The 19,131-nt window shown below is 64.9% G+C and carries 17 protein-coding genes; 13 read left to right on the top strand and 4 right to left on the bottom strand.

The genetic code is table 11. From position 1 onward, the window contains the following. The first annotated feature begins 52 nt into the window (after window positions 1-52). From ABIB00_RS18115 to glyS, 6 genes are all read left to right on the top strand, one after another. Window positions 53-280: a putative signal transducing protein gene (locus ABIB00_RS18115; protein WP_247340307.1), complete on the top strand. Its 228-nt coding sequence runs from the start codon at window positions 53-55 to the stop codon at window positions 278-280. Further along, window positions 273-1,040, top strand: coding sequence for a tRNA1(Val) (adenine(37)-N6)-methyltransferase (locus tag ABIB00_RS18120; RefSeq protein ID WP_354105305.1), 768 nt, complete (start codon window positions 273-275; stop codon window positions 1,038-1,040). Before ABIB00_RS18115 ends, ABIB00_RS18120 begins: the two co-directional genes overlap by 8 nt. 214 nt (window positions 1,041-1,254) lie before the next feature. Beyond that, window positions 1,255-2,163 (top strand): S49 family peptidase, encoded by a 909-nt coding sequence (locus tag ABIB00_RS18125; RefSeq protein ID WP_354105287.1) that lies wholly within the window; start codon window positions 1,255-1,257, stop codon window positions 2,161-2,163. Between the two features lie 106 nt (window positions 2,164-2,269). After that, a complete protein-coding gene (locus ABIB00_RS18130) occupies window positions 2,270-2,461 on the top strand; it encodes a hypothetical protein (RefSeq protein WP_247340302.1) in 192 nt (63 codons plus the stop codon). A 211-nt stretch (window positions 2,462-2,672) separates the two neighbouring features. Further along, the gene (locus ABIB00_RS18135) at window positions 2,673-3,608 is read left to right on the top strand and encodes a glycine--tRNA ligase subunit alpha (protein WP_354105288.1); all 936 of its coding nucleotides are present in this window, start codon (window positions 2,673-2,675) and stop codon (window positions 3,606-3,608) included. Further along, the gene (gene glyS / locus ABIB00_RS18140; RefSeq protein WP_354105289.1) at window positions 3,608-5,707 is read left to right on the top strand and encodes a glycine--tRNA ligase subunit beta; all 2,100 of its coding nucleotides are present in this window, start codon (window positions 3,608-3,610) and stop codon (window positions 5,705-5,707) included. Before ABIB00_RS18135 ends, glyS begins: the two co-directional genes overlap by 1 nt. A gap of 256 nt (window positions 5,708-5,963) precedes the next feature. Here the strand turns inward: glyS and ABIB00_RS18145 are convergent, their stop codons facing one another. Beyond that, a complete protein-coding gene (locus ABIB00_RS18145; RefSeq protein ID WP_247340295.1) occupies window positions 5,964-6,314 on the bottom strand; it encodes a DUF1236 domain-containing protein in 351 nt (116 codons plus the stop codon). A gap of 221 nt (window positions 6,315-6,535) precedes the next feature. Here ABIB00_RS18145 and ABIB00_RS18150 point away from each other — a divergent pair, with 221 nt between their 5' ends. The 3 genes from ABIB00_RS18150 (at window position 6,536) to ABIB00_RS18160 (ending at window position 11,555) form a co-directional block, all read left to right on the top strand. Continuing rightward, the gene (locus ABIB00_RS18150) at window positions 6,536-6,691 is read left to right on the top strand and encodes a DUF3096 domain-containing protein (RefSeq protein WP_007594951.1); all 156 of its coding nucleotides are present in this window, start codon (window positions 6,536-6,538) and stop codon (window positions 6,689-6,691) included. Between the two features lie 96 nt (window positions 6,692-6,787). Then, on the top strand, window positions 6,788-9,754 hold the full coding sequence (gene ppdK, locus ABIB00_RS18155) for a pyruvate, phosphate dikinase (RefSeq protein ID WP_354105290.1): 2,967 nt from the start codon (window positions 6,788-6,790) through the stop codon (window positions 9,752-9,754). A gap of 346 nt (window positions 9,755-10,100) precedes the next feature. Next, the gene (locus tag ABIB00_RS18160; RefSeq protein WP_247440853.1) at window positions 10,101-11,555 is read left to right on the top strand and encodes a cell wall hydrolase; all 1,455 of its coding nucleotides are present in this window, start codon (window positions 10,101-10,103) and stop codon (window positions 11,553-11,555) included. Window positions 11,556-11,558: 3 nt separating this feature from the next. Here ABIB00_RS18160 and nadC read toward each other — a convergent pair whose 3' ends face one another. The 3 genes from nadC to nadA are packed head-to-tail and all read right to left on the bottom strand — an operon-like array spanning window position 11,559 to window position 15,166. Further along, complete coding sequence (gene nadC / locus ABIB00_RS18165; RefSeq protein ID WP_354105291.1) at window positions 11,559-12,437, bottom strand: carboxylating nicotinate-nucleotide diphosphorylase; 879 nt, start codon at window positions 12,435-12,437, stop codon at window positions 11,559-11,561. 11 nt (window positions 12,438-12,448) lie between these two features. Continuing rightward, window positions 12,449-14,050: an L-aspartate oxidase gene (locus ABIB00_RS18170; RefSeq protein ID WP_354105292.1), complete on the bottom strand. Its 1,602-nt coding sequence runs from the start codon at window positions 14,048-14,050 to the stop codon at window positions 12,449-12,451. 9 nt (window positions 14,051-14,059) lie between these two features. Next, window positions 14,060-15,166 (bottom strand): quinolinate synthase NadA, encoded by a 1,107-nt coding sequence (gene nadA / locus ABIB00_RS18175; protein WP_354105293.1) that lies wholly within the window; start codon window positions 15,164-15,166, stop codon window positions 14,060-14,062. A gap of 325 nt (window positions 15,167-15,491) precedes the next feature. On the opposite strand from nadA, the gene ABIB00_RS18180 reads away from it, so the two are divergent. The 4 genes from ABIB00_RS18180 to ABIB00_RS18195 all read left to right on the top strand — a co-directional run bounded on the left by ABIB00_RS18180 (window position 15,492) and on the right by ABIB00_RS18195 (window position 18,898). Beyond that, window positions 15,492-16,745: an MFS transporter gene (locus ABIB00_RS18180; protein ID WP_354105294.1), complete on the top strand. Its 1,254-nt coding sequence runs from the start codon at window positions 15,492-15,494 to the stop codon at window positions 16,743-16,745. A 39-nt stretch (window positions 16,746-16,784) separates the two neighbouring features. Beyond that, on the top strand, window positions 16,785-17,771 hold the full coding sequence (gene acuI, locus ABIB00_RS18185; protein ID WP_354105295.1) for an acrylyl-CoA reductase (NADPH): 987 nt from the start codon (window positions 16,785-16,787) through the stop codon (window positions 17,769-17,771). Window positions 17,772-17,883: 112 nt separating this feature from the next. After that, a complete protein-coding gene (locus ABIB00_RS18190; protein ID WP_354105296.1) occupies window positions 17,884-18,483 on the top strand; it encodes a hypothetical protein in 600 nt (199 codons plus the stop codon). 163 nt (window positions 18,484-18,646) lie between these two features. Next, window positions 18,647-18,898: a DUF6894 family protein gene (locus tag ABIB00_RS18195; protein ID WP_247340271.1), complete on the top strand. Its 252-nt coding sequence runs from the start codon at window positions 18,647-18,649 to the stop codon at window positions 18,896-18,898. Window positions 18,899-19,131: the final 233 nt, after the last annotated feature.

Raw genomic sequence — 19,131 nt, forward strand, 5'->3', positions numbered from 1 at the left:
GTGGAACCATTGACATTGCCGCTTAATCCCCGTCAGGCAGGAGGCCTGTGTTTTGCGAGAACTGGTTCGGACCAACGATATGGTGCTGGTGTCGGCGGTCGGCGCGCTGCTCGACGGCGCCAACATCCATCATCTGGTGCTGGACCAGAACATGAGCATCATCGAGGGCTCGCTGGGCATTTTGCCGCGGCGGATCCTGGTCCATGAAGACGACGCCCTCGAGGCCCGGCAGCTCCTGACCGAGGCCGGCCTCAGCCACGAACTCCGCAGCGATAGGTGAAGCGCTGACAGACCTCACCGAAGACGCCTTTCTCGGCGGGCAGTTGCGACTGAAGCAGAAGCGGTCCGGCCATCGCGCCGGGCACGACGCCATTTTGCTCGCGGCGGCGACGCAGGCCCAAGCGGGCGACCGCGTGGTCGATCTCGGCGCCGGCATCGGCACAGCCGGGTTGGCGCTGGCCCGGCGCGTGGCCGGTATCAGGCTCAGCCTGGTCGAGATTGATCCGGAACTGGCAGGGCTTGCGCGCGCCAATGCGGCGGCGAATGCGATTGCCGCCGAGACCATCGTGCTCGACGTCACCGCGGACGCACAGGCGTTTGCGGCGAGCGGGCTCGCGCCCGACAGCGTCGACGTGGTGCTGATGAATCCGCCCTTCAACGATCCCGCTCGCCATCGTGGCTCGCCCGATCAAGCGCGCCACACCGCGCATGTGGCGACCGACGAGACGTTGAATGCGTGGGTGCATGCGGCACGGCGCATGCTCCGATCGGATGGCGCGCTGACATTGATTTGGCGCGCAGATGGGATCGCCGACGTTTTGGCAGCGCTGTCACGCGGCTTCGGAAGTCTCGCGATCCTGCCGGTTCATGGCGAAGCGGGACGCCCCGCGATCCGGGTGCTGGTGCGCGCCGTCAAGGGCGGCCGGGCTCCGACGCGCGTGCTGCCTGGCCTCATGCTCAACGACGGGCCGCGCGCGCCGAACAACGAGGTGAGGGATATTCTGGAGGGAAGGGCGGTGTTGCCGCTGGTGGAGCCGTGACGCCCTACTGCGGAAGCGATTCCGACTGCTGCTCTTGCGGAGTCGTCAGGCGGATCGCCATGAACAGCGCACCGATCAGCAGCATCAGCAGATAGATTTTCATGGTGTTCTCCGCTGGCCCATTGCAGCCTCTCAACGGAGTTTCCGCAAAACACGTTCCGGGCCCTTCCAATGACAGTCGCGTGATAAGAAATGGTTAATCAGAGGTAACGGCATGGCCGAACAATTGAACGATCGTGAGAGTTCCGGCCTGGCCGACAAGCTCATGCAATATCTGCCGGCGCGCTTCCGTCCCGGCACGGCCGTGGTGCCGGTGGTGCGGCTGTCCGGCGTGATCGGCGCGGTGACGCCGCTGCGCCCGGGCATGACGCTCGCGACCGTTGCGCGGGTGCTGGAGCGGGCGTTTTCGATGCGCAACGCCAAGGCGGTGGCGCTGGTGATCAACTCGCCCGGCGGCTCGCCGGTGCAGTCGCGCCAGATCTATCTGCGCATCAAGCAGCTCGCGGCGGAGAAGAAGCTGCCGGTGCTGGTGTTCGTCGAGGACGTCGCCGCATCCGGCGGCTACATGATCGCCTGCGCCGGCGACGAGATCATCTGCGATCCGTCCTCGATTCTCGGCTCGATCGGCGTGGTCGGCGGCAGCTTTGGTTTCCAGGAAGCGATCAGGCGGCTCGGCATCGAGCGGCGCCTCTACACCGCCGGCGCGCACAAGGCGATGCTCGATCCGTTCCTCCCCGAGAATCCCGACGACGTCGCCAAGCTGAAAGCGCTCCAGCGCGAGATCCACCGGATCTTCATCGCGCTGGTGAAGGAGAGCCGCGGCGCGCGGTTGAAGGGCGACGACGACACCCTGTTCACGGGCGAATACTGGGCTGGTGAAAGCTCAATCGCGCTGGGGCTCGCCGACAGCATCGGCGATCTCCGCTCAACTCTTCGTGCCCGCTTTGGTGAGAAGGTTCTCACGCCCGTGATTGCCCAGCCGACCGGTCTGCTTTCCAGTCTTTTGGGCCGGAAATCGCCGGGCGCCGGGCAGCTTTCGGCCATGGAATCAGTGGCTGGCCTGCCGGACGATCTGATCTCGGCTGTCGAGACACGGGCGATCTGGGCGAAATTCGGGTTCTAGGCCGAGGCCGCCCGCGCCATTTCGCCCGGGGCGTGCTGATTGCGGTGCGGCCCGGTCTGCGCAAGAATGCGCGTGGGGGCTGAGCATTGTGAACAAGGAACGACCAATGCCGCCGTTCGTCGCATTCGCGGGCGTCCTGGGCGGGCTTGCCGTGGTCCGCTGGGCCTACAAGACCGCTGTCAGGATCAACCGGGAGCTGGAGGAGATGCGCCTCTCGCGCGTCGCCGAGGCCGCCCATAGAGGGGCCGTCCAGACGCTGAAACAGGACCCCGTCACCGGAGCCTACCGGCCGGGTTAGTTGGTGCCGTAGGCAAAGCGAAGCGTGCCCACCACCGGCATCGCGATCTTGGAAAGATGGTGGGCACGACGCAATTGCGCCCTGGCCCACACTGCCGCATCCCGGGACGATGGAGTGTTTGGCCCGAAACGGCCCCCTTCACCTTGATTCCCACCCCTGCCGTCGATACGGTCCCGCGCGATTCAAACCCCCGCGAGAGCCTGATCTGACGATGGACGCCTCATTGCCCGCCCATATGCGCCCGGAACGCTCGTTCCAGGGTTTTATCCTCGCGCTCCAGCGGTTCTGGGCCGAGCAGGGCTGCGTGATCCTGCAGCCCTACGACATGGAGATGGGTGCGGGCACCTTCCATCCGGCCACCACGCTGCGCGCGCTCGGGCCAAAGCCCTGGAACGCGGCCTATGTGCAGCCCTCGCGCCGGCCCAAGGACGGCCGCTACGGCGAGAATCCGAACCGGATGCAGCACTACTACCAGTTCCAGGTGATCATGAAGCCGTCGCCGCCGAACCTTCAGGAGCTGTACCTGGAGTCGCTCGCCGCCATCGGCATCGATTCCGCCGTGCACGACATCCGCTTCGTCGAGGACGATTGGGAGAGCCCGACGCTGGGCGCCTGGGGCCTCGGCTGGGAGTGCTGGTGCGACGGCATGGAAGTCAGCCAGTTCACCTATTTCCAGCAGGTCGCGGGTGTCGAATGCGCGCCGGTCGCGGGCGAACTCACCTACGGGCTCGAACGCCTCGCGATGTATGTGCAGGGCGTCGACCGCGTCTACGACCTCAACTTCAACGGCCGCGATGGTGACGCCAAGGTCACCTATGGCGACGTCTTCCTGCAGGCCGAGCGGGAATATTCGAAGCACAATTTCGAAGTCGCCGACACAGCGATGCTGTTCGAGCAATTCAAGATGGCCGAGACTGCCTGCAGGAAATATCTCGACGCCGGTTGGAAGGATAGCAAGCGCGAGGCGCATCTGATGGCGCTGCCGGCCTATGACCAGTGCATCAAGGCGAGCCACGTCTTCAACCTGCTCGATGCCCGCGGCGTGATCTCGGTGACCGAGCGGCAGAGCTACATTCTCCGCGTGCGCGAGCTGGCCAAGGCCTGCGGCGAGGCCTGGATCCATACTGAAGCGGGCGGAGCGGCCTGATGCCCGATCTTTTGCTTGAACTGTTCTCGGAAGAAATCCCCGCGCGCATGCAGGCCAAGGCGGCCGACGATCTGCGCCGCATGGTCACCGACAAGCTCGTCGCCGAAGGCCTCGTCTACGAGGGCGCGAAGGCGTTCGCGACGCCGCGCCGTCTGGCGCTCACCGTGCACGGCATCCCTGCGCGCCAGCCTGATCTGAAGACCGAACGCCGTGGACCGAAAATGGGCGCGCCCGATGCGGCCGTGCAGGGTTTTCTGAAAGCGACGGGTCTGACATCGCTCGACGAAGCCAAGATCCAGCGCGACCCGAAGGGCGATTTCTACATCGCGCTGATCGAAAAGCCCGGCCGCGACGCGATCGACGTACTCGCAGAAATCCTCCCGGTGATCATCCGCACCTTCCCCTGGCCGAAATCGATGCGCTGGGGCGCGCGCTCGGGGAAACCGGGATCGCTGAGCTGGGTGCGCCCGCTGCACGCGATCACCGCGACGTTCGGGCCCGAGACCGAAGAGCCCGATGTCGTCAAATTCTCGGTGGACGGCATTGAGACCGGCCAGACCACCTACGGTCATCGCTTCATGGCGCCTGACGCGATGAGCGTGCGCCGGTTCGAGGACTATGAGGCCAAGCTGAAGGCTGCAAAAGTCATCCTCGATCCGCAGGCGCGCAAGGATATCATCTTTGCGGACGCCAAGGAGCTGACATTCGCGCAAGGGTTCGAGCTCGTCGAAGATCAGGTGCTGCTGGACGAAGTGTCCGGTCTCGTCGAATGGCCGGTCGTCATGATGGGATCGTTCGAAGCAGAATATCTCGCGATCCCCGAAGAGGTGATCCGCGCCACCATCCGCAACAACCAGAAGTGCTTCGTCGTCAAGGATTCCAAGACCGGCAAGCTGACCAACAAGTTCATCCTCACCGCCAACATCGAGGCGCCCGACGGCGGCAACACCATCGTCGCCGGCAACGAACGCGTGATCCGCCCGCGGCTGTCGGATGCGAAGTTCTTCTACGAGACCGATCTGAAGACCAAGCTCGAGGATCGTCTGCCGAAGTTCGAACAGATCGTGTTCCACGAGAAGCTCGGTACGCAGGCCGGGCGCATCAAGCGGATTGAACGCCTCGCCGCCGAGATCGCCCCACTGGTCGGCGCCGATGTCGCGAAGGCAACGCGCGCCGCGCATCTGGCGAAGGCGGATTTGCTGACCGAAGTCGTCGGCGAATTCCCCGAGGTGCAGGGCCTGATGGGCAAGTACTACGCGCTGGCCCAAGGCGAGGACGCTTCCGTCGCCGCCGCCTGCGAGGAGCACTACAAGCCGCAAGGCCCTGCTGATCGCGTGCCGACCGATCCGGTCAGCGTCGCAGTGGCGCTCGCCGACAAGCTCGACACGCTCGTTGGCTTCTGGGCCATCGATGAGAAGCCGACGGGGAGCAAGGACCCGTATGCGCTGCGTCGCGCGGCCCTGGGCGTGATCAGGCTGATCGCCGAGAACGCACTGCGTCTGTCGCTCATGAAGGTGGCGGCGTCCGCACTCGCCGGCTTGTCCGTGAAGCCTGCCGATGCGCAGAAGCTTCCGAGCGACCTGTTGGCTTTCTTCGCCGACCGCTTGAAGGTCCAGCTCCGCGAACAGGGCGCGCGTCACGATCTCGTCGACGCCGTGTTCGCGCTCGGTGGCCAGGACGATCTCCTGATGATCGTTCGCCGCGTCGAGGCGCTGGGCAAATTCCTCGAGTCCGACGACGGCAAGAACCTGCTCGCCGGTATCAAGCGCGCCAGCAATATTCTCGGCATCGAGGAGAAGAAGGACAAGCGCAGCTTCGACGGCGCACCTGATGCCGCGCTCTACAGCCTCAATGAGGAGAAGGCGCTGGCCAAGGCGATCGGCGAGGTGACAGCGGAAGCCAGCACCGCCGTCGCCAAGGAAGATTTTGTCGCCGCGATGAGCGCGATGGCAAAACTGCGTCCACCGGTCGATGCGTTCTTCGAGAAGGTCCGCGTCAACGACGACGACGCGAAAGTGCGCGAAAACCGCCTGAAGCTGCTGAACGAAATCCGCAGCGCCACGCGTGCGGTGGCGGATTTCTCGAAGATCCAGGATTGATCTGGTGCCCCGGCTCGGCAGCGCAGCGCATCTTTGCGGTGCGCTGCAGAGCCGGGGCGCGTACCGCGGGGGGCTTGGAGCTTCTGGGTCCCGGGTCGCGCTTCGCTTGCCCAGGACACGAGAGCACGCACACGAGATGTACAAAAAAGCCCCGCCCGGCGGGGGGAAGACCGGGCAGGGCCAGATGTCCGATTACACTGTTCGCGTCAGCCTGATTGATGTGACGCGGCGGACATCTAGTTGATCCTTGAAAGCGCTAGTCCATCACCTCGACGATGCGCCGCGAGCGCGGCTCGACCAGCACGGTCTCGCCGTTCACGACGGTGTAGCGATAGGTGGTGGCGCCAAAACGTTGCGGCACGTCATAATAGGTGACGCCGCTTTCGGGTAAGGTGGCACCGACCACCACGCGATCGGGGATACGGAAAGCCGGTACACGTTGTTCGACGACATAGTCGCGGAAAGCCGGCCGCTGTTCGACCGGAATGGTCGGGCCGCTGTCGACGACGACGGGTGCGCGTCCCACCGTGCCGCTTTGCGCCTGCGCCGCAAGGGGCGAGCCGATCGCGGCCGCGAGCGCTGCAAGAGCAAGAATCCTGTTCCGCATGTGCAACTCCTTCGAGAAGGTTTTCGGGAAGCGCCAGCGGCGCAACCGGTTGCCAATGCGCGCGTCTTCGCGATGTTCCGGAAAACACCTGCCGCATTCGCGGCATTTTCGGGCAGTTTTCGCGGAGCCGGGAACTCCCACGTCCCCTGTGCGTCTCTACCCGCGGAACCCGGTCCGCTATGATCCGGCCGCGATTCGCCCCACCCACGGAAAGACAATTCATGCACATCACCGTCGCCCACATCTCGCCAATCCTGTCGCTGCTTGCGGGCGTGCTCATCCTGATCATGCCGCGCCTCCTGAACCTGATCGTCGCGATTTTTCTCATCATAAATGGTGCGATCGGGCTCGGATTGTTGAAGTGGCTCCATCTCTAGGCCTTCATTCTCCGGAACTCTTCGACTTGCGCGGGCCTGCCCAAAGTGGTGTAAGGCGCGCCATTACCCATTCCTCTCGCAGGTTGTGTGCAAGCTATGGCCAAAGCCGCCTCGAAAATCCCAGCGAAATCAAAGTCCTCCGCCAAGGCGAAAGCCGCGCCGGTGGCCCGCAAGGCACTTGCCAAGAGCGCCCCGAAGCCAGTGGCCAAGGTCGCTGCGAAACCCGCTGCCAAGCCGGCTGTGAAGCCTGCCGCCAAGACCGTTTCCAAGACTGTTTCCAAGCGTGCTTCAAAGGCACCGACCCAACCGGTTGCGCCGAAGGTCGCCGTGAAGCCCGCGCCGAGCAAGGCTGCGCCGGCCAAGGCAGCGCCTGTTACGGCCAAGGCCGGCAAGTGGGTCTATACGTTCGGGGACGGCAAGGCCGAGGGCAAAGCGGAGATGCGCGACCTGCTCGGCGGCAAGGGCGCCAACCTCGCCGAGATGGCCAATCTCGGCCTGCCGGTGCCTCCTGGCTTCACCATCCCAACCTCGGTCTGCACCTATTTCTATGCGCACGACAAATCCTACCCGAAGGAATTGCAGTCGCAGGTTGAGAAGGCGCTCGCGCATGTCGGCAAGTTGACCGGCAAGAGCTTCGGCGATTCCAGGAACCCGCTGCTCGTTTCGGTTCGCTCCGGCGGCCGCGCCTCGATGCCGGGCATGATGGACACCGTGCTCAATCTCGGCCTCAACGACGAGACCGTGGAAGCGCTGTCGGAACTGTCGGGCGACCGCCGCTTCGCCTATGACAGCTATCGCCGCTTCATCACCATGTATTCGGACGTGGTGCTCGGCTTCGAGCATCATCATTTCGAGGAAATCCTCGACACCTTCAAGGACGGCCAGGGCTACACGCTCGACACCGACCTCACCGCCGAGGACTGGGTCGATCTGGTCGGCAAATACAAGGACGCAGTCGCGCGCGAGACCGGCAAGGATTTTCCGCAGGATCCGCACGACCAGCTCTGGGGCGCGATCGGCGCGGTGTTTTCTTCCTGGATGAACGCGCGCGCGGTGACCTACCGCAAGCTGCACGACATTCCGGAATCCTGGGGCACCGCGGTCAACGTGCAGGCCATGGTGTTCGGCAACATGGGCGAGACCTCGGCGACCGGCGTTGCCTTTACCCGCAACCCGTCGACCGGCGAGAGCAAGCTCTACGGCGAGTTCCTGATCAACGCGCAAGGTGAGGACGTGGTGGCGGGCATCCGCACGCCGCACGACATCACCGAGGAAGCGCGAAAGGACTCCGGCTCCGACAGGGCGTCGATGGAATCCGCGATGCCGGAGGCCTTCAAGGAGCTGACGCGGATCTACACGCAGCTCGAGAAGCACTACCGCGACATGCAGGACATGGAGTTCACGGTCGAGCAGGGCAAGCTCTGGATGCTCCAGACCCGCGGCGGCAAGCGCACTGCGAAAGCGGCGCTGCGCATCGCGGTCGAGCTCGCCAATGAAGGCCTGATCACCAAGAAGGAAGCGGTGACACGGGTCGACCCCGCCTCGCTCGACCAGCTCCTGCATCCGACCATCGATCCCAACGCCAAGCGCGACGTGATCGCGACCGGCCTGCCGGCCTCGCCGGGTGCGGCTTCCGGCGAGATCGTGTTCTCCTCGGACGAGGCGGCCAAGCTTCAGGCCGACGGACGCAAGGTGATTCTGGTCCGCATCGAGACCAGCCCCGAAGACATCCACGGCATGCATGCCGCCGAAGGCATCCTGACGACCCGCGGCGGCATGACCTCGCATGCTGCGGTGGTCGCGCGCGGCATGGGCAAGCCCTGCGTCTCCGGCTGTGGCACCATCCGCGTCGATTACGGCCGGGGCACCATGAGCATCGGCTCGCGTACCTACAAGACCGGCGACGTCATCACCATCGACGGCTCGCTCGGCCAGGTGCTCGCCGGCCGCATGCCGATGATCGAGCCGGAGCTGTCCGGCGAGTTCGGCACGCTGATGAAGTGGGCCGACCAGGTCCGCAAGCTCGGCGTGCGCGTCAACGCCGACACGCCGGAGGACGCGCACACCGCGATCAAGTTCGGCGCGGAAGGCATCGGCCTCTGCCGCACCGAGCACATGTTCTTCGAGGAAACGCGCATCCGCACGGTGCGCGAGATGATCCTCTCCGAGGACGAGCAGTCGCGCCGCGCCGCGCTGGCAAAACTGCTGCCGATGCAGCGCGCCGACTTCGTCGAGCTGTTCGAGATCATGAAGGGCCTGCCCGTCACGATCCGCTTGCTTGATCCGCCGCTGCACGAGTTCCTGCCGCACACCCATGCCGAGGTCGAGGAAGTGGCGCGCGCCATGAACACCGACCCGCGGCGCCTGGCCGACCGCGCGCGCGAGCTGTCGGAGTTCAATCCGATGCTCGGCTTCCGCGGCTGTCGTATTGCGATCGCCTATCCAGAGATCGCCGAAATGCAGGCGCGCGCGATCTTCGAGGCGGCGGTCGAGGCCGAGAAGCGCACCGGCAAGGCCGTCGGCCTCGAGGTGATGGTGCCGCTGATTGCCACCAAGATGGAGCTCGATCTCGTCAAGGCGCGGATCGATTCCACCGCGAAGGCGGTGATGCGCGACACCAACACCAAGCTGACCTATCAGGTCGGTACCATGATCGAGTTGCCGCGCGCCTGCCTGCTCGCGGGCGAGATCGCGGAGAGTGCCGAGTTCTTCTCGTTCGGCACCAACGACCTCACGCAGACGACGTACGGCATCAGCCGTGACGACGCGGCGAGCTTCCTCGGTCCGTACGTGACGAAGGGCATCCTGTTGGTCGATCCCTTTGTGGCGCTCGACCAGGAAGGCGTCGGCGAGCTCGTCAAGATTGGCGTCGCGCGCGGACGCAAGACCCGCGCCTCGCTCAAGGTCGGAATCTGCGGCGAGCACGGCGGCGATCCGGCCTCAGTCGCCTTCTGCCACGCGATCGGCCTCGACTACGTCTCCTGCTCGCCCTACCGGGTCCCGATCGCCCGCCTCGCCGCGGCGCAAGCCGCGCTCGGCAAGGCGGTCGCGAGCCAGGCGTAAATCGAAGAGTTGAAATATTGACAGCGAAGGAGGCGGGGGCAAAACCCCGCCTCTTTCATTTGAAGCACAACGTCGGGGAGGGAACCGCGCGCCTCGCGTAAGGATACGTGCGCGCAAGAGTTCCTTCACCATTCGCGTTGACCAATTGTTTACCTCGTCGCGTGAGGCCGCATTTACCAATGCGCATCGTCGCCCCGTGAAAACACCTGAGATCGCTTGCGTGTGCCGCATGCGCAACGTCGATTAACGCCCCGGCAACCTAAATTAGATACTCACGATAAAGATCGAATTGCACGGATGTACTGCTGCTCGATTTTTCTAGCGTAAGCGTAGCGTGAGCGTATCGATGTTTTTGTTGCGTAACCATCCGAAGGGCGCGCGGTTCGCGTCCTTCGGCATCGGTCTCTGCATCTTCGCATTGATGCCGAGAGAGACCGGCTATCAGGACATTGCCTCGCTGCTGGCGCGCCAACCCGGCGTCGCTGAGCGCTGGCAAAAGCAGGTGTTCTCTGCTGCGTCCTCCATACAGCTCGCCACCTACAGTTTTTCGCGGCCGATCGGCACTTCGGTTCCGCAGAGCACGATGGTTCGCCTCGCAAGCCTCGATGGCCGCGACGTCACCGGCGCGATCAACCGCAACCCGGCGCTTCAGGCGCCGCCCCGCTACCAAGCCTCTGATTTTCCCAAGGTCGATCGCTCCATGAAGGGTGATCGTCTCGCAATGATCACACCGACGCAGGCTCCCGAGGCGAGCGCGCCGACGGCAGCGCCCGCGCAGGAAGATCCCGCGACCTCGAACAGCTCGGTGTTCGGCGCCAAGACCGTCGCGCTGCCACAAGCGATGTCGCCGGAGTCCGCGGCCGCGCTCGATCCCGAGCTCGCGGAAGCACTGCGTGCGCCGCCGCTGCCGCAATACACCAATGCGCCACGAGCCAGTGACGCTGCGCGCTCGCTCGCGCTCCAGCCGCTCGAAGCGCTGAAGCAGGCCAACATTCCGGCTGCACCGCCGCGCGATCCATTCCGCGTCAAGACATCGAACCTGTTCTTCGGCAGCTCCTCGCTCGGCGGCAATGTCGAGAGCATCGAGAGCTGGCAGCCCGGTGCCGAGCCGCTGATCGTGATGCCCGACCCTGATATGAAGGTGACGGCCTCGTTGACGCCGCCGACGGAGGAGATTGCGAAGGACATCGAGAGCGGCGAGAGCGTCGCGCCGAAGGGCGAGGTCAACGTCGACAACCAGCGCGCCAGATCGCCGGCGGAGCGGCTCGCACTCGACGACAAGTCGCGCGCGAAGTCCGAGAAGTGCCTCGCGGAGGCTGTCTACTTTGAATCGCGCGGCGAGGCCGTGCGCGGCCAGATGGCGGTTGCGCAGGTGGTGATGAACCGCGTGTTCTCCGGCAAATATCCAGATACCGTGTGCGGCGCGGTCTATCAGAACAAGCATCGTCATCTCGCCTGCCAGTTCACCTTCGCCTGCGACAACAATGCCGACGTGATCCGCGAACCCGAGATGTGGGAGCGTGCGAAGAAGATTTCGAAGGCGATGCTCGACGGCCAGATCTGGCTGCCCGAGGTCGGCAAGTCCACGCACTACCACGCCTATTGGGTGCGCCCGTCCTGGGTCGCCGAGATGAAGAAGATGTACAAGACCGGCGTCCACACCTTCTATCGCCCGCGCGCCTGGGGCGACGGCAGCGAGGAGCCGAGCTGGGGCACCCCGGCGCAAACCGCCGCGCTCTCCGCCGAACTCACCCAGGAAGCCAAGAGCTCCGCCGAGATGGGCGCGACCGAGCGGCGGTAGCCGCTAAGCTTCGATGTCCAACGCGCAATCGAAATTCGGCGCCGAATGCGTCAACGCGCCTGCCGACGCGTAATCGACGCCGGTCGCTGCGATCGCAGCAATCGAATCCAGCGTGACGCCGCCGGAGGCCTCCAGTTTGAGGCGCCCCTCGTTGAGCCTGACCGCATCGCGCAGCGTCGCATTGTCCATGTTGTCGAGCAGGACGGCATCGGCGAGGCCGGTGTCGAGCACCTCGCGCAGCTGCGACAGCGTATCGACCTCGATCTCGATCTTGACGAGATGGCCGGCATGGGCGCGGGCGCGCTCGAGCACGGGGCGGATGCCGCCGGCGACCGCGATGTGATTGTCCTTGATCAGGATCGCATCATCGAGGCCGAAGCGGTGATTGAAGCCGCCTCCGCAGCGCACCGCATATTTCTCCAGTGCCCGCAATCCCGGCGTGGTCTTTCGCGTGCAGCAGATCCGCATCCTGGTGCCTTCGGTGCGTGCAACGTAGTCCGCCGTGAGCGTCGCAACGCCCGACAGGCGGCCGACGAAATTCAGCGCGGTCCGCTCCGCCGTGAGAATGGCGCGTGCCGGCCCCGAGATCGTCAGCACCTGCTGGCCGCGGGCGACGCGCGCGGCGTCGCGAACATGTGCGCGCACCTCGATGTCGGGTGAAAATTTCTGCAAGGTTGCGAGCGCCAGCGGCAATCCCGCGATCACGCCGGACTGGCGCGCGACCAGGATCGCCTGCGCCTTGGTTGCTTCGGGAATCGTCGCCAGCGAGGTGATGTCGCCGGCGCGGCCGAGATCCTCGCCGAGCGCGCGCTGCACGGCCTCGTCGATCGCGAGCGAGGAGAGGAAGGCGTCGGGATAGAGCAGAGAAGTCGGGGCGATCATGGGGTTTTCCTTCAGGCGATTATAGGTTGCGCGGTGCGTGGGAGCGGACGTTCGGTCAAGCTGTCCGCGACCTCGCGTGTCGCCGAGAGCGTGGTCATGGTGCGTCGTGCCAGCGCAGGTACATCGGCCGGATGGTCGGACCGGAAATGCGCGCCGCGGCTTTCGCGCCGGTTCCAGGCGGAGGCCGCCAGAAGCAGGGCTGCCGTTGCCATGTTGCAGATTGCGATACTTGTGGCCTCGCGTTCGAGCGTGGCGAAGCTGCGAACCGCTTCGGCGAGCCCGTCGCCGTCGCGGATCACGCCGACATGCGCGCTCATCATCGTCCGCAGCCGCTTCGCGGCCGCAGCATCCGGCGCTCCGCCGCGCGGCATCACCACGTCCGAAAGACGGGCAGGCGAGGGGATCGTGCGCCCGGCGATGTCGTCGGCGATGCGCGCGGCGTAGACCACGGCCTCCAACAGTGAATTCGAGGCGAGGCGATTGGCACCATGCGCGCCGGTGGATGACACTTCGCCGCCGGCCCAGAGCCCGTCGATCGAGCTGCGGCCGCGATCGTCCACCGCGATGCCACCCATGTGATAGTGCGCCGCCGGTGCGATCGGGATGGCCTGCGTGGCGGGATCGATGCCGGCGGCGATGCAGCTCGCATGCACCGTTGGAAATCTTTCGGCGAAGCGCGCGCCCAGCGCTTGCCGCGCATCGAGGAAGGCGCCGCGCCCGACCGCGATCTCCGCGAATACCCCGCGAGCCACGATGTCGCGCGGTGCGAGCTCGGCAAGCGGATGGCGCGCCGCCATGAAACGCTCGCCATGGCCGTTGATCAGCGTCGCGCCTTCGCCCCGCAGCGCTTCAGTCGCGAGCGGCGCCGGATCGCGTCCGGCCATGATGGCGGTCGGGTGGAATTGCACGAACTCGGGATCTGCAATCACCGCGCCCGCGCGCGCGGCGATCGCAAGGCCGGATCCGCTGGCCTCGCGCGGATTGGTGGTGACGGCGTAGAGATGTCCGATGCCGCCGGTGGCGAGCACCACCGTACGCGCGGCGAGCAGGACCGGCTGGGCGGCGAAATTGCCGGCTTCGCGCAATTGAAGGCCGGTGACGGCGCCATCCTCCGTCAACAGCGCTTCGGCGACGAGACCTTCGATCAGTCGGATCGACGGCGTGCGCCGCACGGCATCGCTCAGCGCCGCAATGATGGCCGCCCCCGCACCATCGCCTCGCACGTGCACGATGCGCCGCGCGGAGTGTGCGGCTTCGCGCCCCACTGCGAGCTTGCCTTCGAGATCGCGGTCGAACGGCACGCCATAGGCGAGAAGATCGTGAACCCGTGGGGCGGCCTCGCGCGCGATTCCCAGTGCCACCGCTTCGTCGACGAGGCCGCCGCCGACCGAAATCGTATCCGCAGCATGTGCTTCCGGCGTATCGCCTTCGGCTAGTGCCGCCGCGATGCCGCCTTGCGCCCATGCGGACGACGCGCCCTGTCCCAGCGGCGCGGCCGAGATCAATGTCACCGGTCGCGGCGCGAGTTTTAGCGCGCAGAACAATCCGGCAAGCCCGCCACCGACGATGACGACGTCGTCGGAACGGGTGAGGTTATCGATGTTATCTTGCATGTCGTGCTCTCAATTCGTCAGATTGATCATCCGCTCGACCGAACGCCTTGCGCGTTCCGCGAGCGCGGGATCGATCGTCACCTCCTCGCGGAGCGTCAGCAGGCTCTCCAGAATGTTGGCGAGTGTGATGCGCTTCATGTGCGGGCAGATATTGCAGGGGCGCAGCATCTCCACATCGGGGAGCTCGGCGCGCACATTGTCGGCCATCGAGCATTCCGTGATCATCACCAGCCGCCGCGGCCGCTTTTCGCGCACCCAGTTGATCATGTGCGCGGTCGAGCCTGTGAAGTCGGCCTCAGCCAGCACGTCCGGCGGGCATTCGGGATGCGCGATGATTTGCACGGAGGGATCGGCCTCGCGGTAGCTGCGCAGCTCCGCGCCCGTAAAGCGCTCGTGCACCTCGCAGGCGCCCTTCCACGCGATGATTTTCACGTCGGTCTTCGAAGCCACGTAGGTGGCGAGATAGCGATCGGGCAGGAAGATCACGCTTGGCACGCCCAGGCTCTCGACCACCTGCACGGCGTTCGAGGAGGTGCAGCAGATGTCGACCTCGGCCTTCACCTCCGCCGAGGTGTTGACATAGGCAACGACGGGCAGGCCGGGAAATTTTTCACGCAGCAGGCGAACGTCCGCGCCGGTAATGCTGGCGGCGAGCGAGCAGCCGGCGCGCGTATCAGGGATCAGCACCATCTTGTCCGGATTGAGCAGCTTTGACGTCTCCGCCATGAAGTGCACGCCGCACTGGACGATGATGTCGGCCTTCACCTTGGTGGCTTCGACCGCGAGCTGGAGTGAATCGCCACCGATGTCGGCGACGCAGTGGAAGATCTCCGGCGCCTGGTAATTGTGCGCGAGGATCACCGCGCCCCGCGCGCGCTTCAGCTCGTTGATCGCCTTGATGGTCGGCGCCATCAGCGGCCACTCGATTGGCGGGATCACGCGCTTGACGCGCTCATAGAGCGGTGCGGTGGCGCGTTCGACCTCCGGCGTCCATTCCAGCGAAGGCATCGGCAGCGGAGGTCCGGTTCGCGCAGGCGCAGCCCGAGGCGAGGCGATGACCTGGCCCTGCGGCCGGTTGGCAAAGTCGTCGGGGCCGTAAATTCCAGTTAGCGGCATTGAAGCCTCCCGTACGTGCAGCTATGCTCAACATGAGCATATAACGAGCCCGAGAAATCCGGCCGAGAGGGCGGGCGGACCATCTTATATGCTCAATCTGAGTAAATCAAAGATAACACGTCGTGGAGAGGGTCGCTAGGTCCCGCCGCACACATTCTCGTCAAGGCATGGCGCATCTCGCCCAGGAGGTCTCGGCGAGACGCAATGCTCCCGCGACAGCCCTTCGTGGAACGCAATCATTTTTGACTTGGGATTTTCATGCACCTGCATTAAACGCCTGACTCGTAGCCTATTCTGGGTGCGCCGCTGACTGATGAGGAACACCATGTCGATTCAAGCGGGCAAGCTCGGTCCGGTTTCGCGTTCCTCCTCCTGGCGCACGCCGGCAATCATCATTCTCTGCGGTTGTGCAATCGGCATGCTCGGCTTCGGCCCGCGCTCGGCGCTGGGCTTCTTCGTGCAGCCGATGAGCCACGAGTTCGCCTGGGGCCGCGACGTGTTCGGCCTCGCCATCGCTTTTCAGAATTTGCTGTGGGGACTGGGCCAGCCCGTCGCCGGCGCAGTCGCCGATCGCTTCGGCCTGTTCCGGGTGATGAGCGTCGGCGCTTTGCTTTATGCCGGCGGCCTGATCCTGATGCGCTACTCCTCGACGCCGCTGTCGCTCAACATCGGTGCGGGCGTCATGGTCGGCTTCGGCCTTGCCGGCTGTTCGTTCAATCTGGTGCTGTCGGCGTTCACGAAGCTGCTGCCGGCGGAAAAGCGCGGCCTTGCGCTTGGCGCCGGCACCGCGGCGGGCTCGTTCGGGCAGTTTCTGTTCGCACCGATCGGCGTGGCGCTGATCGACAATTTCGGCTGGCAGCAGGCGCTCACCGTGTTCAGCTTTCTGATGCTGCTGATCATCCCGCTGTCGCTGGCGCTCTCGACTCCACCGGTCGCAAGCACAGCCACCGCGGCGCCAGCGGACGAGCAGACCTTCACCAAAGCACTCGCGGAGGCCTTCGGCCATCGCTCCTACGTGCTGCTGGTGCTCGGCTTCTTCACCTGCGGCTTCCAGCTCGCCTTCATCACCGTGCATCTGCCGGCCTTCCTGGTCGATAGCGGCATCTCCACGCAAACCGGCGGCTGGGTGATCGCGGCGATCGGCCTGTTCAACATCATGGGATCGCTGAGCGTCGGCTATCTCCAGAACTCACTACCCAAGCGCTACATCCTCTCGACCATCTATTTTACCCGCGCGCTTGCGACGCTTGCCTTCATCTCGTTCCCGATCACGCCGTTCTCGGCGATCGCGTTCGGTGCGGTCTCGGGCCTGACGTGGCTGTCGACGGTGCCGCCGACCTCGGCGCTGGTCGCATTGATGTTCGGCACGCGCTGGTTCGCCACCCTCTATGGCTTTGCCTTCGTCAGCCATCAGGTCGGCGGCTTCCTCGGCGTCTGGCTCGGTGGCATCGTGTTCGAGCGGTTCGGTTCCTACACGCCGATCTGGTGGCTCTCGATCCTGTTTGGCGTGCTCTCCGCGCTGATCAATCTTCCGATCGTGGAGAAACCTGTCGTCCGAGCGGTTGCGCAGCCTGCCTGATCGGCTAAACATCCCTGAAACAAGTCAGGGAGTTTTGCTATGGCCAGTTTCAAGGCGATCCGGATCGACAAGGCCGACAAGGGCACCACCGCGCAGCTCACGCAGTTCGACGAAGCTGAGCTGATGGAGGGCGACGTCACCATTCGCGTGGAATGGTCGACGCTGAACTACAAGGACGGCCTCGCGCTCACCGGCAAGGCGCCGGTGGTGCGCCGCTTCCCGATGATTGCCGGCATCGATTTCGCCGGCACGGTCGAGCAGTCCTCGCATCCGCAGTGGAAGGCGGGCGACAAGGTTGTCTGCACCGGCTGGGGCATGGGCGAGACCCATCTCGGCGCCTATGCCGAGAAGGCGCGGGTGAAGGGCGACTGGCTGGTCGCCTTGCCGCAGGGCCTGTCGGCGCGCGACGCCATGGCGATCGGCACCGCCGGCTTCACCGCGATGCTGTCCGTGCTGGCGCTGGAGAAGCACGGGCTGTCGCCGAAGAGTGGTCCGGTCGTGGTGACGGGCGCGGCCGGCGGCGTCGGCTCGGTTGCGACCGCCGTGCTCTCGAAGCTCGGTTATCACGTCATCGCGTCCACCGGCCGTGCGTCCGAAGCCGACTATCTGAAGGAGATCGGCGCAACTGAGGTGATCGACCGCAACGAATTGTCGGCGGCGGCCAAGCCCATTGGCAAGGAACGCTGGGCTGGTGGCGTCGACAGTGTCGGCTCGACCACGCTCGCGAATCTGCTGTCGATGACGAAGTACGGCGGCGCGATTGCGGCGTGCGGCCTGGCTGCCGGCATGGACCTGCCGTCTTCTGTTGCACCCTTCATTTTGCGCGGGGTGTGCCTTCTCGGCATCGATTCCGTGATGTGCCCGATGGAGCCGCGGAAAGCCGCCTGGCAACGCCTGGCGTCCGATCTGGATCGGACAAAACTAGCTGAAATCACTCACGAAATTCCGCTTTCCGAAGTTTCCGAGTGGGGCGCGAAAATCCTCGCCGGCCAGGTCCGCGGTCGCATCGTGGTAAAAATTGTCTAACGACGTTCAGACTTTACCAACCAAGCTGCTTCAATGTCGCCATGGTTAGTATGGTAAGCAGCAGGTAAAGGGACAAGGCATAGCCCGCTGCGGGGGTGGTTCGGAGTTGAGCATGCTTGCGCGTATTGTGTTGGGGGCTGTCACGGCGGCCGTGACGTTTGCGCCGGCCATTGCCGGTGGCATGAATGCCGACGAGGCGCGCCGCTTCGTCGCCGGCAAGGTGTTTGCGTTCACCTGTTTTGACGGCACCCGCGGCGCAGGCCGCATCCTGGACGACCTCGGCGCCGCCGGCGCCGTGCAGTTCTCGGGCGCAGGTCCGGTGAAGCATCTCCGCCTGCCCGGCAACACGCTTCAGATCCGCGGCCAGAACGTCTGCGCCTCGATCAAGGGCATTCCGTTCGAGCCCTGTTTCAACCTTGAAAAGACCGACGATCGCAGTTTCCGTGGCTCGGTGTCGGGGATGGGCTTCGCCTATTGCGACTTCCATCACCAGGGCGGCAACCAGATGCTGATGGCGCGCGCCGCGGCGCGGCCGCGCTCGCTGCGCACCCCGGAACACACGGGTTCGGTCGGTGCGTCCAATACCGAAGTCGCCGCGCGCGTCGAGACCCCGCGCGTGGAGAGCAGCCGGCTCGAGCCGGTGAAGCCGGAAGCCAAATCAGAGCCCGCCAAGAACGACGCCCCGCTGGAGCTGCGCCGCTCGACCCAGTGAGTTTGCTGCGCGGGATAGTCCGCGCACTTTGTCGTTGAGAGCTGCCGTCGAACACGAAGCCGCCGCGCCGTAGTCATACGGGCGGCGGCTTTTATGCGTTGGTAGCTGTTCGCGCCCCAATTTGCGTACGGCCGGGGGCGCGGCCCGATAAAAGGGTTCGACGATGTCGCTGTATTTCTTCCGTATCAGCACCGGCCGCTATTCCGGCGCTGCCGACCAGCCATACGAGTTCGAGGATCGTGCCGCGGCCTGGACCGAGATGACCGAGGTCTGCGCCAATTTGCTCGGCGGCATCTCGCGCAGCCTGAAGCCGAACGCCGAATGGCGCATGGAGCTGCTCGACGAGAACAAGAAGCCGGTGTTTCGTATCAGTCTCGTAGGTGAGAGCCATCCGCTTCCCAACCGCATCGACTGACCTGCGGGGCGAGCGGGTGACCATCGCGGCGGTTGTCCCCGACACGTGCGCACCGCCTGACGGCGGCATCGCGCGCAGACGCAAGCCGAACGCGAAATCCGCTCCGTCAGCGATGACGCGCTCGCGCAAGGGATCGACGTTAACGCACGTGACCTCCGTAAATTCGCGAAGCATGTTTCGATTGCGCGGAATGGTTGCGATAATCCTGCAATTGGAGCTGCATATTCAGTATT

The organism is Bradyrhizobium sp. LB14.3 (genome assembly GCF_040547985.1).
GTDB lineage: Bacteria > Pseudomonadota > Alphaproteobacteria > Rhizobiales > Xanthobacteraceae > Bradyrhizobium.